At 55.5% G+C, this 18,915-nt stretch carries 15 protein-coding genes and 3 pseudogenes; 12 read left to right on the top strand and 6 right to left on the bottom strand.

What is annotated here, in order from left to right:
- Positions 1–10: 10 nt before the first annotated feature.
- The 7 genes and pseudogenes from KGB21_RS00355 to KGB21_RS00325 all read left to right on the top strand — a co-directional run.
- Positions 11–1,015 (top strand): CDP-6-deoxy-delta-3,4-glucoseen reductase, encoded by a 1,005-nt coding sequence (locus KGB21_RS00355; protein ID WP_223503012.1) that lies wholly within the window; start codon positions 11–13, stop codon positions 1,013–1,015.
- Between the two features lie 142 nt (positions 1,016–1,157).
- The gene (locus KGB21_RS00350) at positions 1,158–2,441 is read left to right on the top strand and encodes an OprD family porin (RefSeq protein ID WP_223503010.1); all 1,284 of its coding nucleotides are present in this window, start codon (positions 1,158–1,160) and stop codon (positions 2,439–2,441) included.
- Between the two features lie 225 nt (positions 2,442–2,666).
- Positions 2,667–3,704 (top strand): branched-chain amino acid ABC transporter permease, encoded by a 1,038-nt coding sequence (locus KGB21_RS00345; protein ID WP_223503008.1) that lies wholly within the window; start codon positions 2,667–2,669, stop codon positions 3,702–3,704.
- Positions 3,704–5,470: an ABC transporter permease subunit gene (locus KGB21_RS00340; RefSeq protein ID WP_223503006.1), complete on the top strand. Its 1,767-nt coding sequence runs from the start codon at positions 3,704–3,706 to the stop codon at positions 5,468–5,470. Before KGB21_RS00345 ends, KGB21_RS00340 begins: the two co-directional genes overlap by 1 nt.
- Positions 5,467–6,231 carry an ABC transporter ATP-binding protein gene (locus tag KGB21_RS00335; protein WP_223503004.1) on the top strand — a complete coding sequence of 255 codons (765 nt, stop codon included), beginning with the start codon at positions 5,467–5,469 and terminating at the stop codon, positions 6,229–6,231. Before KGB21_RS00340 ends, KGB21_RS00335 begins: the two co-directional genes overlap by 4 nt.
- A gap of 68 nt (positions 6,232–6,299) precedes the next feature.
- The gene (locus KGB21_RS00330) at positions 6,300–7,436 is read left to right on the top strand and encodes an ABC transporter substrate-binding protein (RefSeq protein ID WP_223503002.1); all 1,137 of its coding nucleotides are present in this window, start codon (positions 6,300–6,302) and stop codon (positions 7,434–7,436) included.
- Positions 7,437–7,525: 89 nt separating this feature from the next.
- A pseudogene (locus KGB21_RS00325) lies at positions 7,526–7,609 on the top strand (DNA-directed DNA polymerase); the annotation flags it as partial.
- 112 nt (positions 7,610–7,721) lie between these two features.
- Here the strand turns inward: KGB21_RS00325 and KGB21_RS00320 are convergent.
- The 4 genes and pseudogenes from KGB21_RS00320 to KGB21_RS00305 form a co-directional block, all read right to left on the bottom strand.
- Positions 7,722–7,923: pseudogene (locus KGB21_RS00320) on the bottom strand (sigma 54-interacting transcriptional regulator); the annotation flags it as partial.
- 62 nt (positions 7,924–7,985) lie between these two features.
- A complete protein-coding gene (locus tag KGB21_RS00315) occupies positions 7,986–9,440 on the bottom strand; it encodes a tyrosine-type recombinase/integrase (RefSeq protein WP_223503000.1) in 1,455 nt (484 codons plus the stop codon).
- A 375-nt stretch (positions 9,441–9,815) separates the two neighbouring features.
- Positions 9,816–9,974, bottom strand: a pseudogene (locus KGB21_RS00310) (amino acid ABC transporter substrate-binding protein); the annotation flags it as partial.
- Positions 9,975–10,009: 35 nt separating this feature from the next.
- Positions 10,010–10,936, bottom strand: coding sequence for an alpha/beta hydrolase (locus tag KGB21_RS00305; RefSeq protein ID WP_223502998.1), 927 nt, complete (start codon positions 10,934–10,936; stop codon positions 10,010–10,012).
- A gap of 121 nt (positions 10,937–11,057) precedes the next feature.
- On the opposite strand from KGB21_RS00305, the gene KGB21_RS00300 reads away from it, so the two are divergent.
- The 5 genes from KGB21_RS00300 (at position 11,058) to KGB21_RS00280 (ending at position 16,780) form a co-directional block, all read left to right on the top strand.
- Complete coding sequence (locus tag KGB21_RS00300) at positions 11,058–11,996, top strand: LysR family transcriptional regulator (RefSeq protein WP_223502996.1); 939 nt, start codon at positions 11,058–11,060, stop codon at positions 11,994–11,996.
- Between the two features lie 654 nt (positions 11,997–12,650).
- Positions 12,651–13,421 carry an SDR family oxidoreductase gene (locus KGB21_RS00295; RefSeq protein ID WP_212625036.1) on the top strand — a complete coding sequence of 257 codons (771 nt, stop codon included), beginning with the start codon at positions 12,651–12,653 and terminating at the stop codon, positions 13,419–13,421.
- A gap of 79 nt (positions 13,422–13,500) precedes the next feature.
- Entirely contained in the window at positions 13,501–14,592 is a 1,092-nt protein-coding gene (locus KGB21_RS00290) for a glycerol dehydrogenase (protein WP_238786348.1), read from the top strand.
- A gap of 47 nt (positions 14,593–14,639) precedes the next feature.
- Complete coding sequence (locus tag KGB21_RS00285; protein WP_027620510.1) at positions 14,640–15,602, top strand: cyclase family protein; 963 nt, start codon at positions 14,640–14,642, stop codon at positions 15,600–15,602.
- 161 nt (positions 15,603–15,763) lie between these two features.
- A complete protein-coding gene (locus tag KGB21_RS00280) occupies positions 15,764–16,780 on the top strand; it encodes a substrate-binding domain-containing protein (protein ID WP_007913182.1) in 1,017 nt (338 codons plus the stop codon).
- 18 nt (positions 16,781–16,798) lie between these two features.
- Here the strand turns inward: KGB21_RS00280 and KGB21_RS29430 are convergent, their stop codons facing one another.
- The gene (locus KGB21_RS29430; RefSeq protein WP_223502994.1) at positions 16,799–17,746 is read right to left on the bottom strand and encodes a nuclear transport factor 2 family protein; all 948 of its coding nucleotides are present in this window, start codon (positions 17,744–17,746) and stop codon (positions 16,799–16,801) included.
- Positions 17,743–18,747: an LLM class oxidoreductase gene (locus tag KGB21_RS00270; protein WP_223502992.1), complete on the bottom strand. Its 1,005-nt coding sequence runs from the start codon at positions 18,745–18,747 to the stop codon at positions 17,743–17,745. Before KGB21_RS00270 ends, KGB21_RS29430 begins: the two co-directional genes overlap by 4 nt.
- Positions 18,748–18,915: the final 168 nt, after the last annotated feature.

Below are 18,915 nucleotides of genomic sequence, written 5' to 3'. Positions count from 1 at the left end.
AGCAAATGCCATGACCTATCACATAGATATTCAACCAGCTGGGCAACAATTCGATCTGGATGCGAGCAAGACCATCCTGGATGGTGCGTTGGCGGACGGGCTGATGCTAAAGCACAGCTGCCGTGAAGGGACGTGTGGCAGTTGCAAGGGCAGGGTGGTAAGCGGCAGTGTCGATCATGCCAATAGTCCGCTGGAGGTTCTGAGCGAAGAGGAACGTGCTGCCGGACTCGCCTTGTTCTGCTGTGCCAAGGCGACCTCGGACCTGGTCATCGATGCTCCGGAAGTAACCGAACTGCGCGGTATTTCGATTCAGCAGACGGCCGCCCGCGTGGCCAGCATCGAAAAGGTCGCCGACGATGTCATCGTCGTGCGACTAATGTTGCCGCCGACGGTCACGTTCAATTATTACCCCGGCCAATATGCGCAAGTATTGCTCAAGGACGGCACCCGTCGTAGTTATTCGATGGCGACACGTTCGACAGTGGACAATCAACTTGAGTGGCATATCCGTCATATGCCAGGGGGCAGTTTTAGCGGGCATGTATTCAATGCATTGAAACCGCGCGAACTGCTTCGTCTGGAAGGCCCTTATGGTTCTTTCTATCTGCGTGAGAACGATCAACCGATGATCTTTCTCGCCAGTGGTACCGGTTTTGCGCCGATCAAGGCGTTGCTGGAGCAACTGCGTGAACAGGGTAATAACACTCGTCCGGTTTATCTCTATTGGGGTGGCCGGCAGCGCAAGGATCTCTACCATCACGAGCAGTTGCTCAAGTGGCAGGCCGAATTACCCTGGTTGAACTACATCCCGGTGCTCTCGGAACCGAATGATGCCTGTCAGTGGCAAGGCGCTTGCGGATTTGTACACCAGCAGGTCCTGTCCGACTTTGCTTCGTTGAAGCGTTTTGAAGTGTATGCCTGTGGAGCACCGATCGTCGTGGATTCCGCCCGTCGAGACTTTATCGGGCAGCGAGAGTTGCTGGAAACCAATTTCTACGCTGATGCATTCGTATAACCGCAACAACGTTAACTAACGGATTAGAACGAGCAACACCCGAACTTTATTGGGCACGCCTGCGTGGTCGCTCAACAGGTTCGGGGGCAGGTACACGCCAGCAGTAAGGACCCGTTCAATACTAATAAAAATAGAGAAAACCATGAAAGCTCAAGTTCGCGTTCCCTCGAGTATCGCTGTTTGTTTTGTTCTCTCCGTTCTTGCTGGGCAAGTAAGGGCAGCCGGTTTCGTCGAAGACAGTAAAGCCAGTCTGACGATGCGCAATTACTACTTCGACCGCGACTACAAAGGCACGTCCGCGCAATCGGCAGCCCGCGAGTGGGCCCAAGGCTTCATTCTAAAATACAGTTCAGGGTTCACCCAGGGACATGTGGGTTTCGGTATGGATGCCGTGGGGCTATTGGGCGTCAAGCTCGATTCATCGCCGGATCGTACTGGCACAGGTTTGCTGCCGTACGACGTGCCCAGCCGAGAACCTCGCGACGATTACTCGGAGCTTGGCCTGACTGGAAAAATGAAAATCTCGAAGACGGAACTGCAAGCCGGGACCATCAGTACGTTTCTGCCAATCGCCTTCGCAAGCCCCACGCGTTTGTTGCCGCAGACCTTTCGTGGTGCCTATTTGCGCTCGCAGGATCTGGACAACCTGACGTTGAATGCAGGCTGGTTGGACCGCATTAATCTGCGCGATTCCACCAGTTACCAAAAAATGACCGTCGCATCGCCCAACGGTCGTTTCAACCCCACCGCAGAATCGGACCGGTTCGTCTTTCTGGGCGGTGATTACAAATGGTCCGATAGCCTGACCCTGAAGTACTACCACGCTGTGCTGGACGAAATGTATCGCAAGGACTACTTCGGCTTTGAGCAGATACAGCCTATCGGTCCCGGGAAGCTGAAGACGGATGTGCGCTATTTCATCACAGGGGAAGACGGCGCGGCCAAGGCTGGGCATGTCGACAACCGCAATCTGGGGATGATGTTCACTTATTCGGTGGGCGCCCACAGCCTGGGGGCCGGTTATATGCAACTCAACGGCGCTACCGCCATGCCTTATCTGACCGGGACCGAACCCCTGGTAGTGTCCGAAGGGTCGCTCAGTTCCGAGTTCCTCAACCCCAAGGAGCGCAGTTGGCAAGTGCGCTACGACTACGATTTTGCGGGCGTCGCAGTGCCGGGCCTCAAAGGCATGGTGCGCTACCTGGAAGGCAGCAATATCCAACTGCCGACGGTTTTGGGTGGCGATGGCCTCAGTGAAAGCGAAAAAGATGTCGAACTGTCCTATGTCGTGCAGTCGGGCACTTTCAAAGGGGTCAGCGTACGTCTGCGTCATGCCTGGTATCGCAACGATTTCGCCCCGGCGGCTTCCTTCCGCGATGACAACGAGACACGGGTGAACATCGATTACACCTTGGCGCTCTGGTAGTCCAGGCAGCGCCTGGCCGAACGGCGCCTGGCCGCGCCCGCCCACCCCAACAAGAACAACAACATTGGATTACTGATCATGCAGCAGCGTGGATACGACGTTCCGACACATCGAAATCGAATGGCCGCGGCGCCTCTCCCTAACAGTCCTCCCGGTTATTGCACCTACAGCGCTCCGCACTCCGAAGCCACATCCGTCCTGCTCGCATTCCACTGAGGGTCACTCATGGACTTTTCAATTCTGGCATTTCTTACCCAGGACGGGCTGACCACAGGCGCTATTTATGCATTGGTGGCTCTGGCACTGGTTCTGGTGTTTTCGGTTACTCGCACGATCCTGGTTTTCCAGGGCGAGTTCGTGACCTTCAGCGCCCTGACACTAGCCACGCTCCAGTCCGGACTTTTGCCCGGCACGTTGTGGTTGTTGATCGGTTGCTCAATCGCGGCATGCCTGCTCGACAGTGCAATCGCATTGAAACAGCGGCAACCATGGCAATTGCCACGAATCGCGCTCAGCTACCTGGCACTGCCACTTGCATTGCTTGTAATACTCAGCACTTTTGACCTGCAAAGCCTTCCAGGACTGATAAAAATCATTGTTGCACTGGCGATCGTTACACCGTTGGGACCACTGCTATACCGGCTGGTCTATCAGCGCGTTGCCCAAAGTTCGGTATTAGTGCTGCTGATCATTTCGGTCGCTGTGCACATCGTGCTGATCGGGGCCGCCCTGTGGATGTTCGGTGCTGAAGGGGTACGAACTGAGGCCTACAGTGATGCCGGTCTGATGCTCGGTGAACTCTCGATCAGCCTGCAAAGTCTGCTGGTGGTTGGTTGTGCGTTGCTGTTGATCGGCCTGCTTTACGTTTTCTTTGGCCACAGTTTGTATGGCAAAGCCCTGCGAGCCACCGCATTCAATCGCACTGGCGCGCAACTGGTGGGCATTCCCACTCAACTCGCCGGCAAAAGCGCTTTTGCGCTGGCAGCCTTCATTGGGGCAATTTCCGGAATCCTCATCGGCCCACTGACAACCTTGTATTACGACTCCGGTTTCCTCATCAGCCTCAAGGGCTTCGTTGCCGCAATCATTGGCGGTCTGATCAGCTATCCATTGGCCGCCGCAGGTGCCTTCCTGGTAGGCCTGCTAGAAAGTTTCGCGACCTTCGGGGCATCGGCTTACAAGGAGGTCATCGTTTTTACACTGGTCATACCCGTGTTGCTCTGGCTCTCGCTGAAACACCCCAACATTGAGGAGCAACACTAATGGCCCGTCGTCTCATACCGCTGTTTCTTCTGCTCTTGGCGGCCGGTATCGCCCCTCAGATATTGCCGTCCTTTTACGTCAGCCTGTTTAACTACATCGGCTTGTACAGCCTGGTTGCGTTGGGCCTGGTGTTATTGACGGGGGTCTGCGGCCTGACGTCGTTCGGCCAGGCAGCATTCGTCGGCATCGGGGCTTATGCCACCGCAGTACTCAGTACCACACTGGGGTTATCACCCTGGCTAGGGCTTCTGGCCGGCTTGAGTATGACCCTTGTTGTTGCCTTGGTACTCGGCCTGCTGACCTTGCGCCTGGCGGGTCACTACTTGCCCATTGGCACCCTGGCTTGGGGGTTGGCGATCTATTACCTGTTTGGCAATCTGCCGGGGCTGGGAGGTTTTGGCGGCATTCAAGACCTGCCAACCATCGCTTTGTTTGGCTGGCGGATCGACAGCGCAGCGGATTTCAGCCTTCTGATCGGAGTCTTGCTGATCGCCTGCATCTGGCTGCTCGACAATCTTCTGCACAGTCGTCAGGGGCGCGCCATCCGCAGTCTCAAGGAAGCTGGCGGCATGGCCGAGGCGATGGGGGTGGACACGGCACGCAGCAAATTGATCGCATTCGTGCTGGCAGCGCTGCTTGCTTCGCTATCCGGCTGGCTCTATGCGCACATGCAACGAGTGGTCAATCCCACACCTTTTTCGGTGAACATGGGTATCGAATACCTGTTCATGATCGTCCTGGGTGGCACTGCGAGCCTATGGGGAGCGCTGGTTGGCGCGGCGCTTGTGACTTTGATCAAGCAGGTGCTGCAAGACGTGTTGCCGATGTTGTTCGGGCATGCCGACAACTTCGAAATGATTTTCTTCGGTCTGCTGGTGATTCTTGTACTGCAGTATGCCCGAGGAGGTTTGATGCCACTTTTGCGCAATCGCCTGCCGACACTTCGCGCTTCCATCCTGCCCCTCGCCGATGCAACTGCATTGCCGCGGCGCCAGCCACCCACGAATGGCTCCCCGCTGCTGATAGCCGAAGGCCTGGTAAAGCGTTTCGGCGGGCTTGTCGCAAATAATGATATGAGCCTATCGGTCAAATCAGGCGAAATCACAGCGCTGATCGGCCCGAACGGCGCAGGCAAGTCCACATTGTTCAATCTGTTGTCCGGGGTACTGCCTCCCACTGCCGGAGAGATCCTGTTTCTGGGTCAACGCATCGACGGCCTCCCACCACGCAAAATCGCCAGGCTGGGTGTGAGCCGCACCTTCCAACACGTGCGCCTGCTACCGGAAATGAGTGTTCTGGAAAATGTCGCGCTGGGCGCCCATAGCCGGGCAAGCGCAGGGCTGCTGCGTTCACTGCTGCACACAGAGCGCGAGGAGGAAAAACGGATCCTGACCGAAGCTGCGCGCCAAATCGAACGCGTCGGATTGGGTCAATTCATTCATGCCCCTGCTGGCAGCCTCGCTCTGGGACAGCAGCGCATTGTCGAGATCGCTCGTGCCCTGTGCAGCGATCCCTTGCTGTTGCTCCTCGACGAACCCGCGGCGGGTCTGCGATATGGCGAAAAACAAGCGTTGGCCGGTCTGCTCGAACAACTGCGCCGCGAAGGCCTGGGCGTGCTGTTGGTGGAGCACGACATGGACTTCGTCATGCGTCTGGCTGACCACGTCGTAGTGATGGAGTTCGGCCAGCGTCTTGCTGCCGGGACCCCCGATGAAATACAGGACAACCCGGCGGTGCTGGCCGCTTATCTCGGAGGGGTGGAATGAGCCATCTACTGCAAGTACGTAATCTATCGGTCAGTCATGGCAAGGTCGAAGCCGTGCGCAAGCTCGACCTGCATGTCGAGGAAGGCCAGATCGTCAGCCTGATCGGCCCGAATGGAGCGGGTAAAACCACCTTGATGGCAGCCCTTATGGGTTTGCTGCCCGCTACCGGCGAAGTGCGCTACTTGGGCCAACCGCTGTTGGCCCACAAGGGCGTTGCGCAACGTGTTGGCATGGGCATGGCGCTGGTGCCGGAAAGCCGCGAACTGTTCGGCCCGATGAGCGTGGAAGACAACCTGCGACTGGGCGCGTTCAGCCGCCATCGTCGCGGGCTGCGGGATCACGCCCAAGGCCTCGATGAGGTGTTCGGGTTATTTCCGCGACTGCATGAACGTCGCCAGCAGGCAGCCTGCACCCTCTCCGGCGGCGAGCGGCAGATGCTTACCATTGGGCGCGCATTGATGGGCAAACCCCGATTGCTGATGCTCGACGAACCCAGCCTGGGTCTTGCTCCGAGGGTGATCAACGAGACGTTCTCGATTATCGAGAACCTGCGGCGCAGCGGCGTTTCGATTCTCTTGGTGGAGCAAAACGCAAGAGCTGCGCTCAAGATTTCGGACTACGGGTATGTCATGGAACTAGGCGAATTGGTTCTGGAGGGTCGAGCTGAAGACCTGGCGCAGAATCCAAAAGTCGTTGAGACCTACCTCGGCCGTAAACCCACTACATTCGGCCCCCCAAAAACCGAGGCGGTCGATGCTTGATAAAAGCAAAAACCTGCTGATCAAAGTCCCCCGCACATAGAACAACAACAAAACCACCTGGAGCTTCCATGAAACGCCACATCGCCTTGTTTTTAGCTGCATCGATGACAACAGCCGCTCATGCCGACCTCTCGATCGGCATCATCCTTTCGACAACCGGACCCGGTGCCTCTCTGGGCATTCCAGAACGTAATACCGTGCAACTACTGCCCAAACAGATCGCCGGTCAAACCGTTAATTACATCGTCCTTGACGACGGTAGCGACAGTACCGCGGCCACCAAAAACGCTCGCAAACTGGTGAGCGAAAATGCGGTTGACCTGCTGATCGGTTCCACCACGGTGCCAACCTCCTCGGCGGTCGCCCAAGTCGCCAAGGAAAGCAGCACAGCGCAGATCGCCCTTGCTCCTTACGTCCCGCCAAACAACGAAAATCGCTGGATCTTCACGATCGCTCAAACCAATACCCTCATGGCCAAGGCGCTCATCGAGCACATGCAGCACAACGGCGTAAAAACACTGGGCTACATCGGCTTCAACGACGTCTGGGGTGAGGACTGGTTCAAGGCCCTCGGCGAACTGGCTCCCGCAGCCGGTATCACACTGGTGCGCGATGAGCGTTTCAACCGTACTGACTCCTCTGTCAGTGGCCAGGCGTTGAAAGTGATCGGCACACGACCTGACGCAGTGCTGATCGGTGCTGCCGGCGCTCCTGCTGCGCTGCCCCATACCGAACTGCGCAGGCTCGGCTACAAGGGCGCGATTTACCACACTCATGGCGCTGCCAATAGCGCCTTCCTGCGGATCGGGGGCAAAGCCCTCGATGGGGCCATCCTGCCCGTCGGTCCGGTAGTGGTGTGGGACAAGCTACCGGCCAATCATCCCTCCAAGGCTATCGCGAGCCAATACGCCCAAAGCTATGAAGCACAGTTTGGTCCCAATAGCCTTTCTCCTTTTGGCGCCTATTTGTATGACGCCATGCGCCTGGTGGAAGCCGCAGTTCCGGGTGCACTGCAAGCCGCCCAGCCCGGAAGCCCCGAGTTCCGTCAAAGCTTGCGTGATCAGCTTGAAAAAACCGACAACGTTGCCGGCACCCATGGAGTTTACAACTTAAGCCCAACTGACCACTTCGGGCACGATGAACGCGCCCGTGCGCTTGTCAGCGTGCAAAACCAGCAATGGGTTCTACTGGACGGTCCTCAATAAAGACATTTGTCTAGTCCTGAAACAGGTATGCACCTGTTCCACCACAATGCCTGATGCACTCCATCGGGCATTGTGTCTGGGCGCCAGTTTGTAGCGCCATGTTTGGCAAGCGTCTCACGCAGTTGCCTCCGATCAAGGAGCCGGTAGTGACTTACCTGATGCGGGCCTCGGAGATCCGGGTCATCAGGCAACTTCTTCAGCCTGTAGGCTAGTGCAGGCCGGGTCATACCCAGCAGACGCGCAGCTTCTGAGACATTTTGCCCAGTGCGCTCCATAGCACCTTGCAGCACCGATGACGCGCACATCGACACCGCGGGTCTGGCTATCGCCCACCCGTTCAAGTTCCCCCTCCTGCAAAACGCGTCAGCTCGACGATTTCATAGAGTAACAGCGTGCCGCCATGTGCCCGCTCGAAGCGGCCCATGCGAGATTGTTGAGCTCCGGTGTAGGCGCCTTTTTCCACTCCAAATAGTTCGGTTTCAATGAGTTTTAGGTCACAACACGGGTTGTCGCGGGTGTAAATTCCAGAGTGCTCTGGGTGCAACAACCCTATGAAAGTGGCCGCGTCTCTGTAGTCGCGAACGCTGGAAAAGACAGCATCGACTCGGTCGGTGGGTGCTCGTAGGTTGAGGACAACACGGTACTGAGTCGATCGCCCAACAGATTCCAAGCACGCTTTTTCTCTTCGGCATAATCGTGATGCAGGTAATGGCGTCTTACCCGGGAGCCTGCCAGCACATGATTTTGGCAACGATCGATGACGTCCAGGCTGACACCCAAAGCCTGCATCATGGTCGCGCCCGTGCGGCGTAAGTCATGCGGTGTCCAGTCACCGTTCTGGCCGTCGGCCAGGACCAGCGTATCGTCGTGACGCCGTCTGGAGAGAGCCCTACGGTTTTTGAACCGGGCCTGACGATCGCCTACTTGCTTGCTCACCACTTTCACATCCACATGCTGATCATCCTGCTTGTTGGGGAAGCACCACTGGGAGTCTCCCGTGAGGGTCTTGAGCTCCTGAAAGAAATGCAGGGCGAAGGGGGAGAGGAAGACATGGTGGTCCTGTTTCTTGCCCCGGGAGCCTTTGACGTTTTCACTGGGGAGGAACCACGTTTGTCGGTCCAGATCGACATTTTTCCATTCGGCCTGCAGCAACTCGCCAATCCGGCACAAGGTGCCCAGGCTGATCCAAAGCGCGAGTTGAGTTTCTTTTTTCAACGGCCGAATGCCGTCGTATTTTTGGCCGGCGGGGAGGGCGTTGTAATCGGCGGTCATTTGCTGGAAGCGGTTATGCAATTCCAATAGCTCCGCCGGCGAAAGGATCCGGCTTCTTTCGGCCTCGTAGTCGGCCGGGATCAGGGGGGAGATGTCGACCAGTTCCGTCGGGTCGCCCTCGACCAATAAGGCCTGCCAGGGCTGGCGCTTTCTGGCCCAGCCAAACATCTGGGTGAGGTCGGCGAAGAAGCTGATGGCTTGACGGTGAGCGCCGCGGTTGACCACGGTGCGGATCAGCGCCCGAACATCGTGTTCGGAAACATTGTTCACCGCGGTCCTGCCAAGTGCCGGGAATAGGTCCTTGTTAAAACGGCGCTGCAACTCGGCATTGCCGTCTTTGCGCGCGACGCCATCCAACAGCCAGGCGCTGGCCAGATCCTGGACGGTCAGCGTTTGCACCTTCGTCGTTTTTACTTGTTCGGCCTCTACGTTAGCCGCGGCGTATGCCTCTGCCTTGGCGGTTTTCTTTTGCTCGTTGGGATTGATTTGCTCATCAATGAGCGCCCTGGCCTGGTTGCGTGCTTTACGGATGTCCGTCAGGGATTTGCGCGGCCAGGTTCCGCAGGAGTACTCTTTGTTCTGCTCGCCCCACCGATAGCGATAGAAAAAGCTGACCGACACACCGTCCTTGCGGACTGAGATTCGCCCGGCGAGATTGCCATCCTCCCTGAGGATCCGGCCGGCATCATTGGCGGTCAACGACTCGAGTTCTTTGATGGTGATTTTGGCCATAAAATGGGTTCCCCCTACTTTTACCCCCACAAAAACGTCGGCTCTTGATGGACGTTACTGGACTCTCGTAGAGCAGAACACCGCTGGAGCTCAAGTAAATACTAGCTTGGAAAAATCCAGAGTAAAATTTTGGAAGCTTTCAAGAAGTATAAAAAAGAAGATGGGGTGCTAGGGGTCGAGTGTTCGAATCACTCCGTCCCGACCATATAATTCAAGGGGTTGCGAGATTTTATCTCGCGACCCCTTTTTATTTTTGGGCGTTTTTACCCCTACAAAAACTCTGGCTCTTGGTGGAATCTTCAGCTGATACAAAGGTCATGGCGCGAGAAGAGTGCCTCGCTGTGTCCTGGTCGCTCGAGCAGAAGGGGACGACCGTTAAAGAGCCTTTTCCGGCGCCGGTTGGTCGTTGGGTTGGGCGATGATTGTTTTGAGCTCTGCGCTCATGGGGAATTTGAGATTCAAGCCTTTGGGAGGGATGGGCTGAGTAAACCATTTATCGTAGATGGCGTTGATTTCGCCCGAGACGAAAACCGCGACAGCAGGAAAAGCCATCGCGGTTGTTCTGCGTTTTAGCGGTTAGCGTCGGCCAAGCCAGCCTCAATGAAGCGCACGGAGCTCTCCATCGCCTGCTGACCTTCTGGCAGCATGGTGGCGTAGAAGTGCCAGGCGTGGAACATTGCTGGCCAAACTTCCAGGTTCACGCGAACTCGGTTATCAGCCAAGTGAGCTGCAAGGCGCATTGCATCACTCAACATCAGCTCGTTCTCGCCGATCTGCACCAAGATTGGTGGAAGACCGGTGACGTCCGCGAACACAGGTGAGGCCAGAGGATGATTGGCCAATGTGTCGCCCAGGAATGCTCTGGCGAGGATGTCCAAGACAGGCTTGGAGTTCAGAGGATCCAGACCTTCACGATTGCTCATGGAGGCACCGGTGTGTTCAAGGTTTGCCCATGGCGAGATGGACGAACCAACTGCAGGCAGTGGAAGCCCTTTGGATTTCGCAGCCACCATCACGCTGACAACCATCGCGCCGCCGGCTGACTCGCCAGAGAATGCGATCTTGTTAGCTGGGATCTTCTGCTCAAGCAGCCACTCGTAGGCGCGCAGTGTGTCGTCAATAGAGGCTGGGAACTTGTGCTCAGGGGCAAGGCGGTAGTCCGGCATGTATACACGAGCACCGAGCATTTTCGCGTAGTTGCCGCCGATACCGTGGTAGCCGTCTGGACGTCCTACGATGTAGGCGCCGCCGTGGATGTACATCACGACCGCGTCGGTTTTGATCTCGTCCGGAGTAACCAGTGTGCCGGGTACGCCACCCATGTCGACTGCTTCGAATTTAACGCCAGCTGGCGCTGGATTTTGCGCGAGCATTTTTGCGTAAGAGTCGCGGATGTCGCTCATTTTTGTGGTGGTATCGATTCCCTTAAGAACGGGTACCAGATCGCTAAGGCTATTGGCCCAGGTTTGGACGGCTGCTTGGACTTTAGTGTTCATAATGACCTCAATTGATCGTTGGGAGTGGATTAGCTAATTTAGATACTATGCTTAGTATTGGGGAATAGGGTTCCCCATAACAGGTGCTAAGCCGCCCGAACGTTGAGACCACCGAGGCCGTATGGAACTCCATAACCTGAATGATATTGCCGCGTTTGTGAGCTCGGTAAACGCCGGAAGCTTCACTGCGGCGGCAAAACAGCTTGGCCTTACGCGCTCTGCAGTGGGGAAGTCGATAGTCAGGCTTGAGGCGCGTTTACAGGTACGTTTACTGAATCGAACTACGCGCAGTTTAAGCATGACGGATGACGGCCAGGTTCTGTATGAGCGCTGCGTGGGCGTTCTTCAGGATCTGGACGACGTGGAGGATGCCCTTGCGTTTCGTCGTTCGACACCCAGTGGGCGACTGCGGATGAGTCTGCCGGTTGCGCTGGGCAGACTTCATGTCCTTCAGCACATTGAGTGCTGCCTTAAGGATTGGCCCTCCCTGAGCGTGGATATAACCTTTTCTGACAGGCTGGTCGATCTGATCGATGAGGGATTTGATTTGGCCATGCGCATCGGGCCACCGAAGGAAGATTCTCGGTTGTTAACGCGCACTGTGGCCTACCAACAAATGATTACCTGCGCTTCCCCCAAATATTTGGCTGAGCATGCCGAGCCTAAAACGCCGGAGGATTTATCCGAGCACCAGTGCCTGCATTTCGTGAGCGGTGGGAGATTGCTTCCTTGGAATTTTCGCGTGAATGGTAGCTCTGTATCCGTTACTCATGGTGGAAGGCTACAGATGGACAGTGCTGAGTCATTACACCAGTCAGCTGTAGCTGGCCTGGGTATCGCGACTCTTCCTTCCTACGTGGTGAACGACGATTTGAGGAGCGGCAAACTTGTTCAATTGCTCGCTGGCTATGCAGAGGCCGCAGAGCCTATTCGGGTGATCTACCCTAGCAAGCGGCACCTCTCTCCAAAAATTCGACTCTTCATCGATAAGCTCGTGGAGGCTTGGTCACCATGCCCACCATGGGAGCAGCATTCTGCGGAACGCATTCACTCTGCCTGACCCGTGAGCGAAGTCCGCGCGGCTAGTCGATACCTAACATATGCATCGCGTATTCATTTCACTTGAGCATCGACTTCCAGGCGTGGGCACTGCGCCCGTATTCCATGCATTTGCCAAAGGAGCCAGTGCCTCAGAGGCTTAGTGCGCCGGTGTTTTCCACATCCTCAATATGATTGGCGCAGATCCTCATGACTGCGTTTCGTAGGAACTACTGGCGCTCCTTGCTGGGGAAGTGACCATGCAGACCGCTTGACAGCGGTGAAATATCCGAATAAAAATGAAGCGCTTCATAAATATCTCTTTCGAGAATAAATAAAAGAATAGAGTCGTGAAAAGAACACATATTTTGTTGGCTAAGGCCCGCAGGATGTGCGAATGAAACGATTCATATTTGCCCTTTTCCTAGGCAAGTCTGGAGATCATAATGATCACTGCATCATTAGCCTTCGCTCGGTCAACGACGCAGGTTGCCCTCGCCACTCTCTTACCTAAAGTCACAGACCGCTCCGGCACGGCGGCACTGGCTTCGCCACGCAAATCTCCTAAAACCACCCGCCTAAATGAGTCCGAAATTTTCGGTCAGCCAGTGCGGCATCGGACGCGTTTGAGCATCACCGCCTCTTGTTTCTGTTTTTTCAGCGCGGGGAATTTGGCATGACGAATCTTCGACATTCAGGACGCACAGTTCTCATTACCGGGGCAGGAGGGGGCATCGGTGCCTCAATTGCCCGGCTGTACTGCGAGGAGGGCGCGCGGGTTGCCTTGGTAGATTTCGACGAACAGTCAGTTTCCGAGCTTTCCCGGCAACTCAGTGCTGCCGGACATTTGGTGGCTTGGGCTAAAGCTGACGTATCAGATTTCGCTCAATGCAGTCGAGCCTGTCTTGAGCTTAGTGAGCAGCTCGGCCCGATCGACACCTTGATCAACAATGCAGGCGTGTCACCCAAACATCAGGGCGCACCCGCACCGATTTGGGAAATGGATCCTCTGGAATGGGAAAGGGTCGTCGGCATCAACCTCACTGGCTCGTTCAACCTGGTTAGGGCAATCGCGCCGGGAATGGTTGAGCGCGGCTTTGGAAGAATCGTGAACATGTCTTCCGTCGCCGGCAGCGCCTATTTGCCTATTGTCGCGGCGCATTACAGCGCTACTAAAGCCGCGATTATCGGTTTTACCCGTCACCTGGCAGGCGAGCTCGGGCCCTATGGCATTACTGCAAACGCACTGGCTCCGGGACGAATCGAAACGCCGCTTCTTAAAACCGTTTCTGCGCAGGCGAACCAGGCAGTCGTTGATGAGACTCCGTTGGGCCGTCTTGGAACGCCACTTGAGGTAGCTAAAGCAGCATGCTTTTTGACTTCAAACGACAGCGACTTCATCACGGGCCAAGTTTTGGATGTGGCGGGTGGCTGGTTGATGCGCTGATCCATCCGGGCTCGTATTCAACGTAACGATTTATCTCACGGTTTTTTTTTAAGCAGCGGGTGGTGGCATGGTTCGAACAATGGGTTTTCCTGGCCGATACGAGCAAGGGCCTGGCGCGCTAAAACAGCTTGGCAGAATCCTTTCCGATATGGGGCAATCGCGCCCTTTGGTCTTGTGCGACGAGTTCGTCTCGAAGCATCTGTGGCCTGAGGTAGGGAACGCATTGTCAGAGCATGGCTTCGAGGCGAACAGTATCGTTTTTCCTGGTGAATGCACTAAAGCTGCAATTGCGTCTCTCTGTGAGCGATCAGCAGATTACAGGCCAGACACCATCATCGCTTTGGGCGGGGGTAAGACAATTGACACGGCTAAAGGGATGGCAGCTCAGCTTAACGTCCCCATTGTCGTATGCCCGACCATTGCTTCCAGCGACGCCCCAACCAGCCGTTTGATTGTGCTTTACGACGAAGCGCACAAGGTCGTTGGTGTCGAGTACCTGAACATGAACCCCTCTGCAGTAGTCGTGGACACCGAAGTGATTGTCCGTGCGCCTGCAAGGTTTTTCGCCGCAGGCATCGGCGACGCCATCAGTAAAAAGTTTGAGGCGCAACAATGTCAGTCTGCCGGAGGCAATAACTCATTTGGTACTCCAGCGTTGAACACTGCATTGCTGCTAACAGAGGCAGTGTTTAAGACGCTTATGACCTACGGGTACAGCGCTTACCAAGCAGTAGGCCGGCACGAGGTTAATGATGATGTCGAGCGGGTTGTTGAAGGAACCGTCCTTATCAGTGGCGTTGGGTTCGAGAGTGGCGGCTTGTCGTTAGCCCATGCGCTTGTGCGAGGTCTTACGTCAATTCCTGCGATTACTTCCATGCTGCATGGTGAGCTTGTCGCATTCGGGACGCTGGTGCAGATGTCCGTCGAAGAGCGCCCAGACTCAGAGATCCTAGAGGTCGCTCAGCTTCTGAATGATGTGAATCTTCCCGTCACCCTTGACGGCCTTGGCCAGACCTCTGCGTTTACCTCTGAGGAATTGGACATTGTCGTCCAGGCAACCCTGGGTGCGGTGTACGCGAAAAATATGGCGCCAGCCCTTACGGCTGAACGACTCATCCGCGGACTCGCTCGTGCCGACGAGCTGGGACAACGATTTGAACGTTTCAACTAACCGCTAAATGCAGCACAGCTAATCCAAGAATAAAAGAGGCTCAGAAAATGACAGACAAGACCGTTCCGCATATTCATGACTTGCTCAAAGACTCCCCTAAGAACTGGGGTAAGTGGGGCCCGGATGATGAGGTAGGCTCACTCAACTACCTTACAGGTATCGAAGTTCTCCAAGGGGTCAAAGAGGTCAAGCAAGGCAAGACATTTACTTTGCAGGTACGCATGGCAGATCCTGCTGGTGACCCGGTCTGGCCTGGTCGCTCCCAGTCAAAACGCATGAATATCATGGATCGTGGTCACTACAACTGTGGCAAAGGCCCACATTTTCCGGGCTCTTACGAGTTCGCCGACGACGTGATGTTTTTTCATCTTCAAGGGTCAACTCAGTACGACGCCCTTGGGCATGTCTGGTACGACGATCAGATTTGGAATGGCTACAGCGCCGATACCACTATCGGTTCCCTGGCCAAGGCGAGCGTTGCTCCATTGGGTGAAAAAGGCATCGTTGGCCGAGGCATTCTGATCGACATAGCGCGCCACCGTGGTAAAGACGTGCTGGATGCAGGTGAAACGTTCAACCATGAGGATTTAATGGCTGCGGCCCGGGCTCAAGGCGTCTCTATCAACAAGCGCGACATTCTCATCATCCGCACTGGATGGATCGGCTCGTTTTATAAACGCGACCCGGAAGAGTTCTACAAAGACTTTATCGAGCCAGGCCTGACCTACAGCCCTGAGCTGGTGAAGTGGTTTCAGGAGATGGAAATTCCGAACATCGTTACCGACACCATTGCTAACGAAGTCACCGTCGATCCCGTGTCAGGGGTTGCGTTGCCGTTGCACAATGCACTCATGAGGAACTTGGGCATCACTCTCACTGAGATCGCTCAGCTTGATCCTCTCGCTGAGGACTGCGCTGAGGACGGTCAGTGGACGTTTCTCTATACCGCAGCCCCTCTAAAGGTCGTTGGCGGAACCGGAGCTCCTGTGAATCCGATCGTCATTAAATAAGTGTTTTTGCCTGGGGGCAGCAGAAACGCCGCTCTCAGGTTTTTCCCTCCAATTAACGGCTCCCGAACGGCGGGCTGTTGGCTTATCATCCTCTGCGCAAATCGAGGGCGTTCTTCTGATCGTCCTGTCTCCGCGCTACGATCGAGGATGCTGAATCTCCAATGAAAAAAATCGAGAAACCGAAGCTCAAGGATGTGGCTGAATTAGCGGGCGTCTCGATGGGGAGTGCTTCAAGAGCATTGGCTGTCCCGCACTTAGTGAAACCTGCAACGCTGGCCAAAGTACAAGCAGCTGTTCAAGAGCTCGGGTACGTGCGAGACGGGGCCGCGCGTGCTTTGGCATCCAGGCGCACGCACAGCATCGGAGCCGTTTTTCCTACTTTTAACAACCCTGCGTTCGCTGAAGCTGTCCAGGCCCTCCAGTTAAGGCTAACGGAGCTTGGGTATCACCTAATCATTTCTTCCCATGAATACGACCAGGCGCAAGAACTGGTAAACGTAAGGAACATGATTGAGCGGGGCGTCGAAGGCCTACTGTTAGTGGGTACTGAACATAGTCCTGAAATTTATGAAGCACTAACTGCCGCCCAATGCCCATTCATTCTCATGTGGTCGCTAGATGGTGCTCACGACCATCACTGCGTGGGGTTCAGCAATGAGGAGGGTGGTCGATTGATAGCCAAGCACTTGCTTAGCCTTGGTCATCAAAGTATCGCCATGATCAGTGGAGTTGTTTCTAACAACGAACGGGCAAAATACCGTCTGAAAGGAATCACCGCTCAGCTACTCGAGTCAGGGATAGAGCTTTCAAGTGAACGGATAATTGAGCAGCCATTCACGATTGAGGGAGGGCGCGCCGGGCTGCGGATTGCTATGGAGCTTAACCCCAAGCCTACAGCCATTGTCTGCAGCACTGACCTCACCTGTATCGGAGCGTTGGCGGAAGCGCGCTCCAATGGGATCGACGTCCCCAAAGAACTATCAGTCAGCGGGTTCGATGATATCGAGTTCGCGGCTGCCTACGTGCCAGCCCTGACGACCGTCAGGGTGCCGACTTCGAAAATTGGTATCAGCAGCGCCAACAACATCGTTGCGCTGATCGAGGGGCGCCCACTTGCACGCCGCGAGCGCATACAAATCGAACTCGTCGTCCGAGATAGTACGGCGCCACGGCCCTAGAGCGTTTCCAAGAAGGGACTAAACTCTTGGTGCTGCATTGGCATTGAACCAGCCTGGGCGGTACTCGCTCCAGGTCAGCTGCCAGAAGCCCTCATGTTTGCGACGAAGCCGCATCCGGTAATGCGCGCCATAGAGAGGCGTGCCATCTTGCGTGTGTGAGTTTCCAGGAATGACTCTGCCGACAATCATTTCCGCTACACCCTTTTCTTCGTCAGACTTGATCTCCAGCACGTCCGCGAAATGCTGCATCCACGGCCAGGGCCTGCGAAACTCTTTGAAGGAGCCGATGATCGCGTGGCGCCCTTCAATAAGGCCCATCGGTTGGAAATCACCAGTGGCGTCGTTGGTAAAGCAATGAGCAAGCTGATGCATGTCAGCCTGATCCAGCGCCCATGAGTAACGAGCGTAGGTTTCGGCAATACACTCCGCACTGGTTACCGAAGCCGTTGAGTTAGGGAAAGCAAGCCATGGCGAATTCAGCTCGCTAACGATGGTGGGGGCTGGGTCGCCAATCCTCCATCCGTCGTCACCTGGTGGAAGCTGCCAGTGAATTGCAAGCGAGTAGTCCCCGGTTACCCAATTCAAGGCAATCAGCACTCTGTCGAGGCGCCAGGTGCCTGCTGTCTTTTTCAGAGAGCCTGTGACAGTCATACCAAATCCGAGCGTGGCCGACTTTGTGGCTTTGCTGATATGGCCATAGGCGTAGAAACTGAAATTGGCGTCGGTTTCTCCACTACCCACATAGTGATTGGTTGCCTTCACTGAAAAGCCATCAGCCTTGACACGGTCTTGCTGGAAAGCTCTGACAATCTTGCGTCCACCCTCATGAGCGGACATGTGGCTTGTCACCAACTGGCAATTGTCAGTGAATATATCCCCAGCAGATTCCCAATTACCGCTCTCCCAGGCTTCCAGAAACGTGACTATAACGCCCTTAATGTCGGTGCGATCACTTGAGCCGGTCACTGGGTCACCTGCGAGGCAGGTTGGCCTATGGGAAAGTGTGGCAGGACATACTCAGCCATCTCCTCCAGGACATCAGCGGCTGGTCGCTGCAGAGGTTTGATATTCAGTGCGACGTGTGAAACACCTTCATCCTGTTGCCGTTTCCAGAGCTCCACGAGAGCATTACGCCCGATCCTTATTCCGTTGTAGCCGCGTTCCAGCGGTGTGTTCGGATCCTTCGCCAGATCGAAAAATGTCGCGTAGCCGTATGGTTTTGCATTGCCGGTCTGGCTGGCAGAACGGAACTCGCGGATGAGGCCGGGCAAACGATTGAAGTCGCTCAGATGCCAAATCCATGCATCGGCATTATTGGCTATCCACTCAAGCGTCTGACGGGCCCGGCCCACGACAATCATGGGGAGTCGAGGGCCAACTGGCTTGGGTACCATGTCTAGCACGCCTTCCAGCTGGCCGAAAAGTTTGGTTGAGACGCTTGGGAAGCTGTTTTCAGTGACTGTCTTAATCAGCTCGAAGCCTTCCCGGTATCGTTCTTCTCTCGCTTCGAAATCAATCCCGAATGCGGGATATTCAATCGGGCGATCTCCGCTGGATAGTCCTAGCAAGAAACGACCGCCGGTTAGCTGGTCGACCGAAACGGACTGCTTAGCGACGATCAGTGGTTCACGTAACGGAAGAACGATGCCCGTTGTGCCCAAGGCAATGTTTTTGGTAACAGCAGCCAGATATCCCAGATATACAAACGGGTCGATCATTTGACCAGTATCACCAAAGCTCGGGTCATAGAAGGGCACATCTCTCATCCACAGACTTGCGAATCCAGCCTCGTCCGCGATGCGAGCAAGGCGTTGATGATCCTGCAGCGTGGGAAACGGTGAATTCGGATAGCCCTCCAAGGGCATGATGTATCCGAAGGTGAGGCCTTCGGGCTGGAACACTCGCGAATAGGCCGGGTGAGCTGCAAGTTCGGGACTGAGCTCAAGGGAAGGGCTGATAGAAGTCATTGCTAAACCTCATTATTTCAAGCCGATTATTACTGTGTAAGCGGCTTTCAGATGAACAGGTCTGCATGGTAGTGAAGGTATTGGGGAAAATGTGTCCCCTCTGATGGGGCGCGATCCACTGTTGGCCGCTATCCACTCAATGAAAAATCTGCTGGGTCAATCGCTTGA

Origin of the sequence: Pseudomonas sp. GL-RE-29 (genome assembly GCF_019947275.1) — a bacterium.
In the GTDB taxonomy this organism is placed as follows: Bacteria; Pseudomonadota; Gammaproteobacteria; order Pseudomonadales; family Pseudomonadaceae; genus Aquipseudomonas; species Aquipseudomonas fluorescens_A.
The sequence above is the reverse complement of the archived record's forward strand: the minus strand, read 5'-3'. Positions and strand labels throughout refer to the sequence as shown.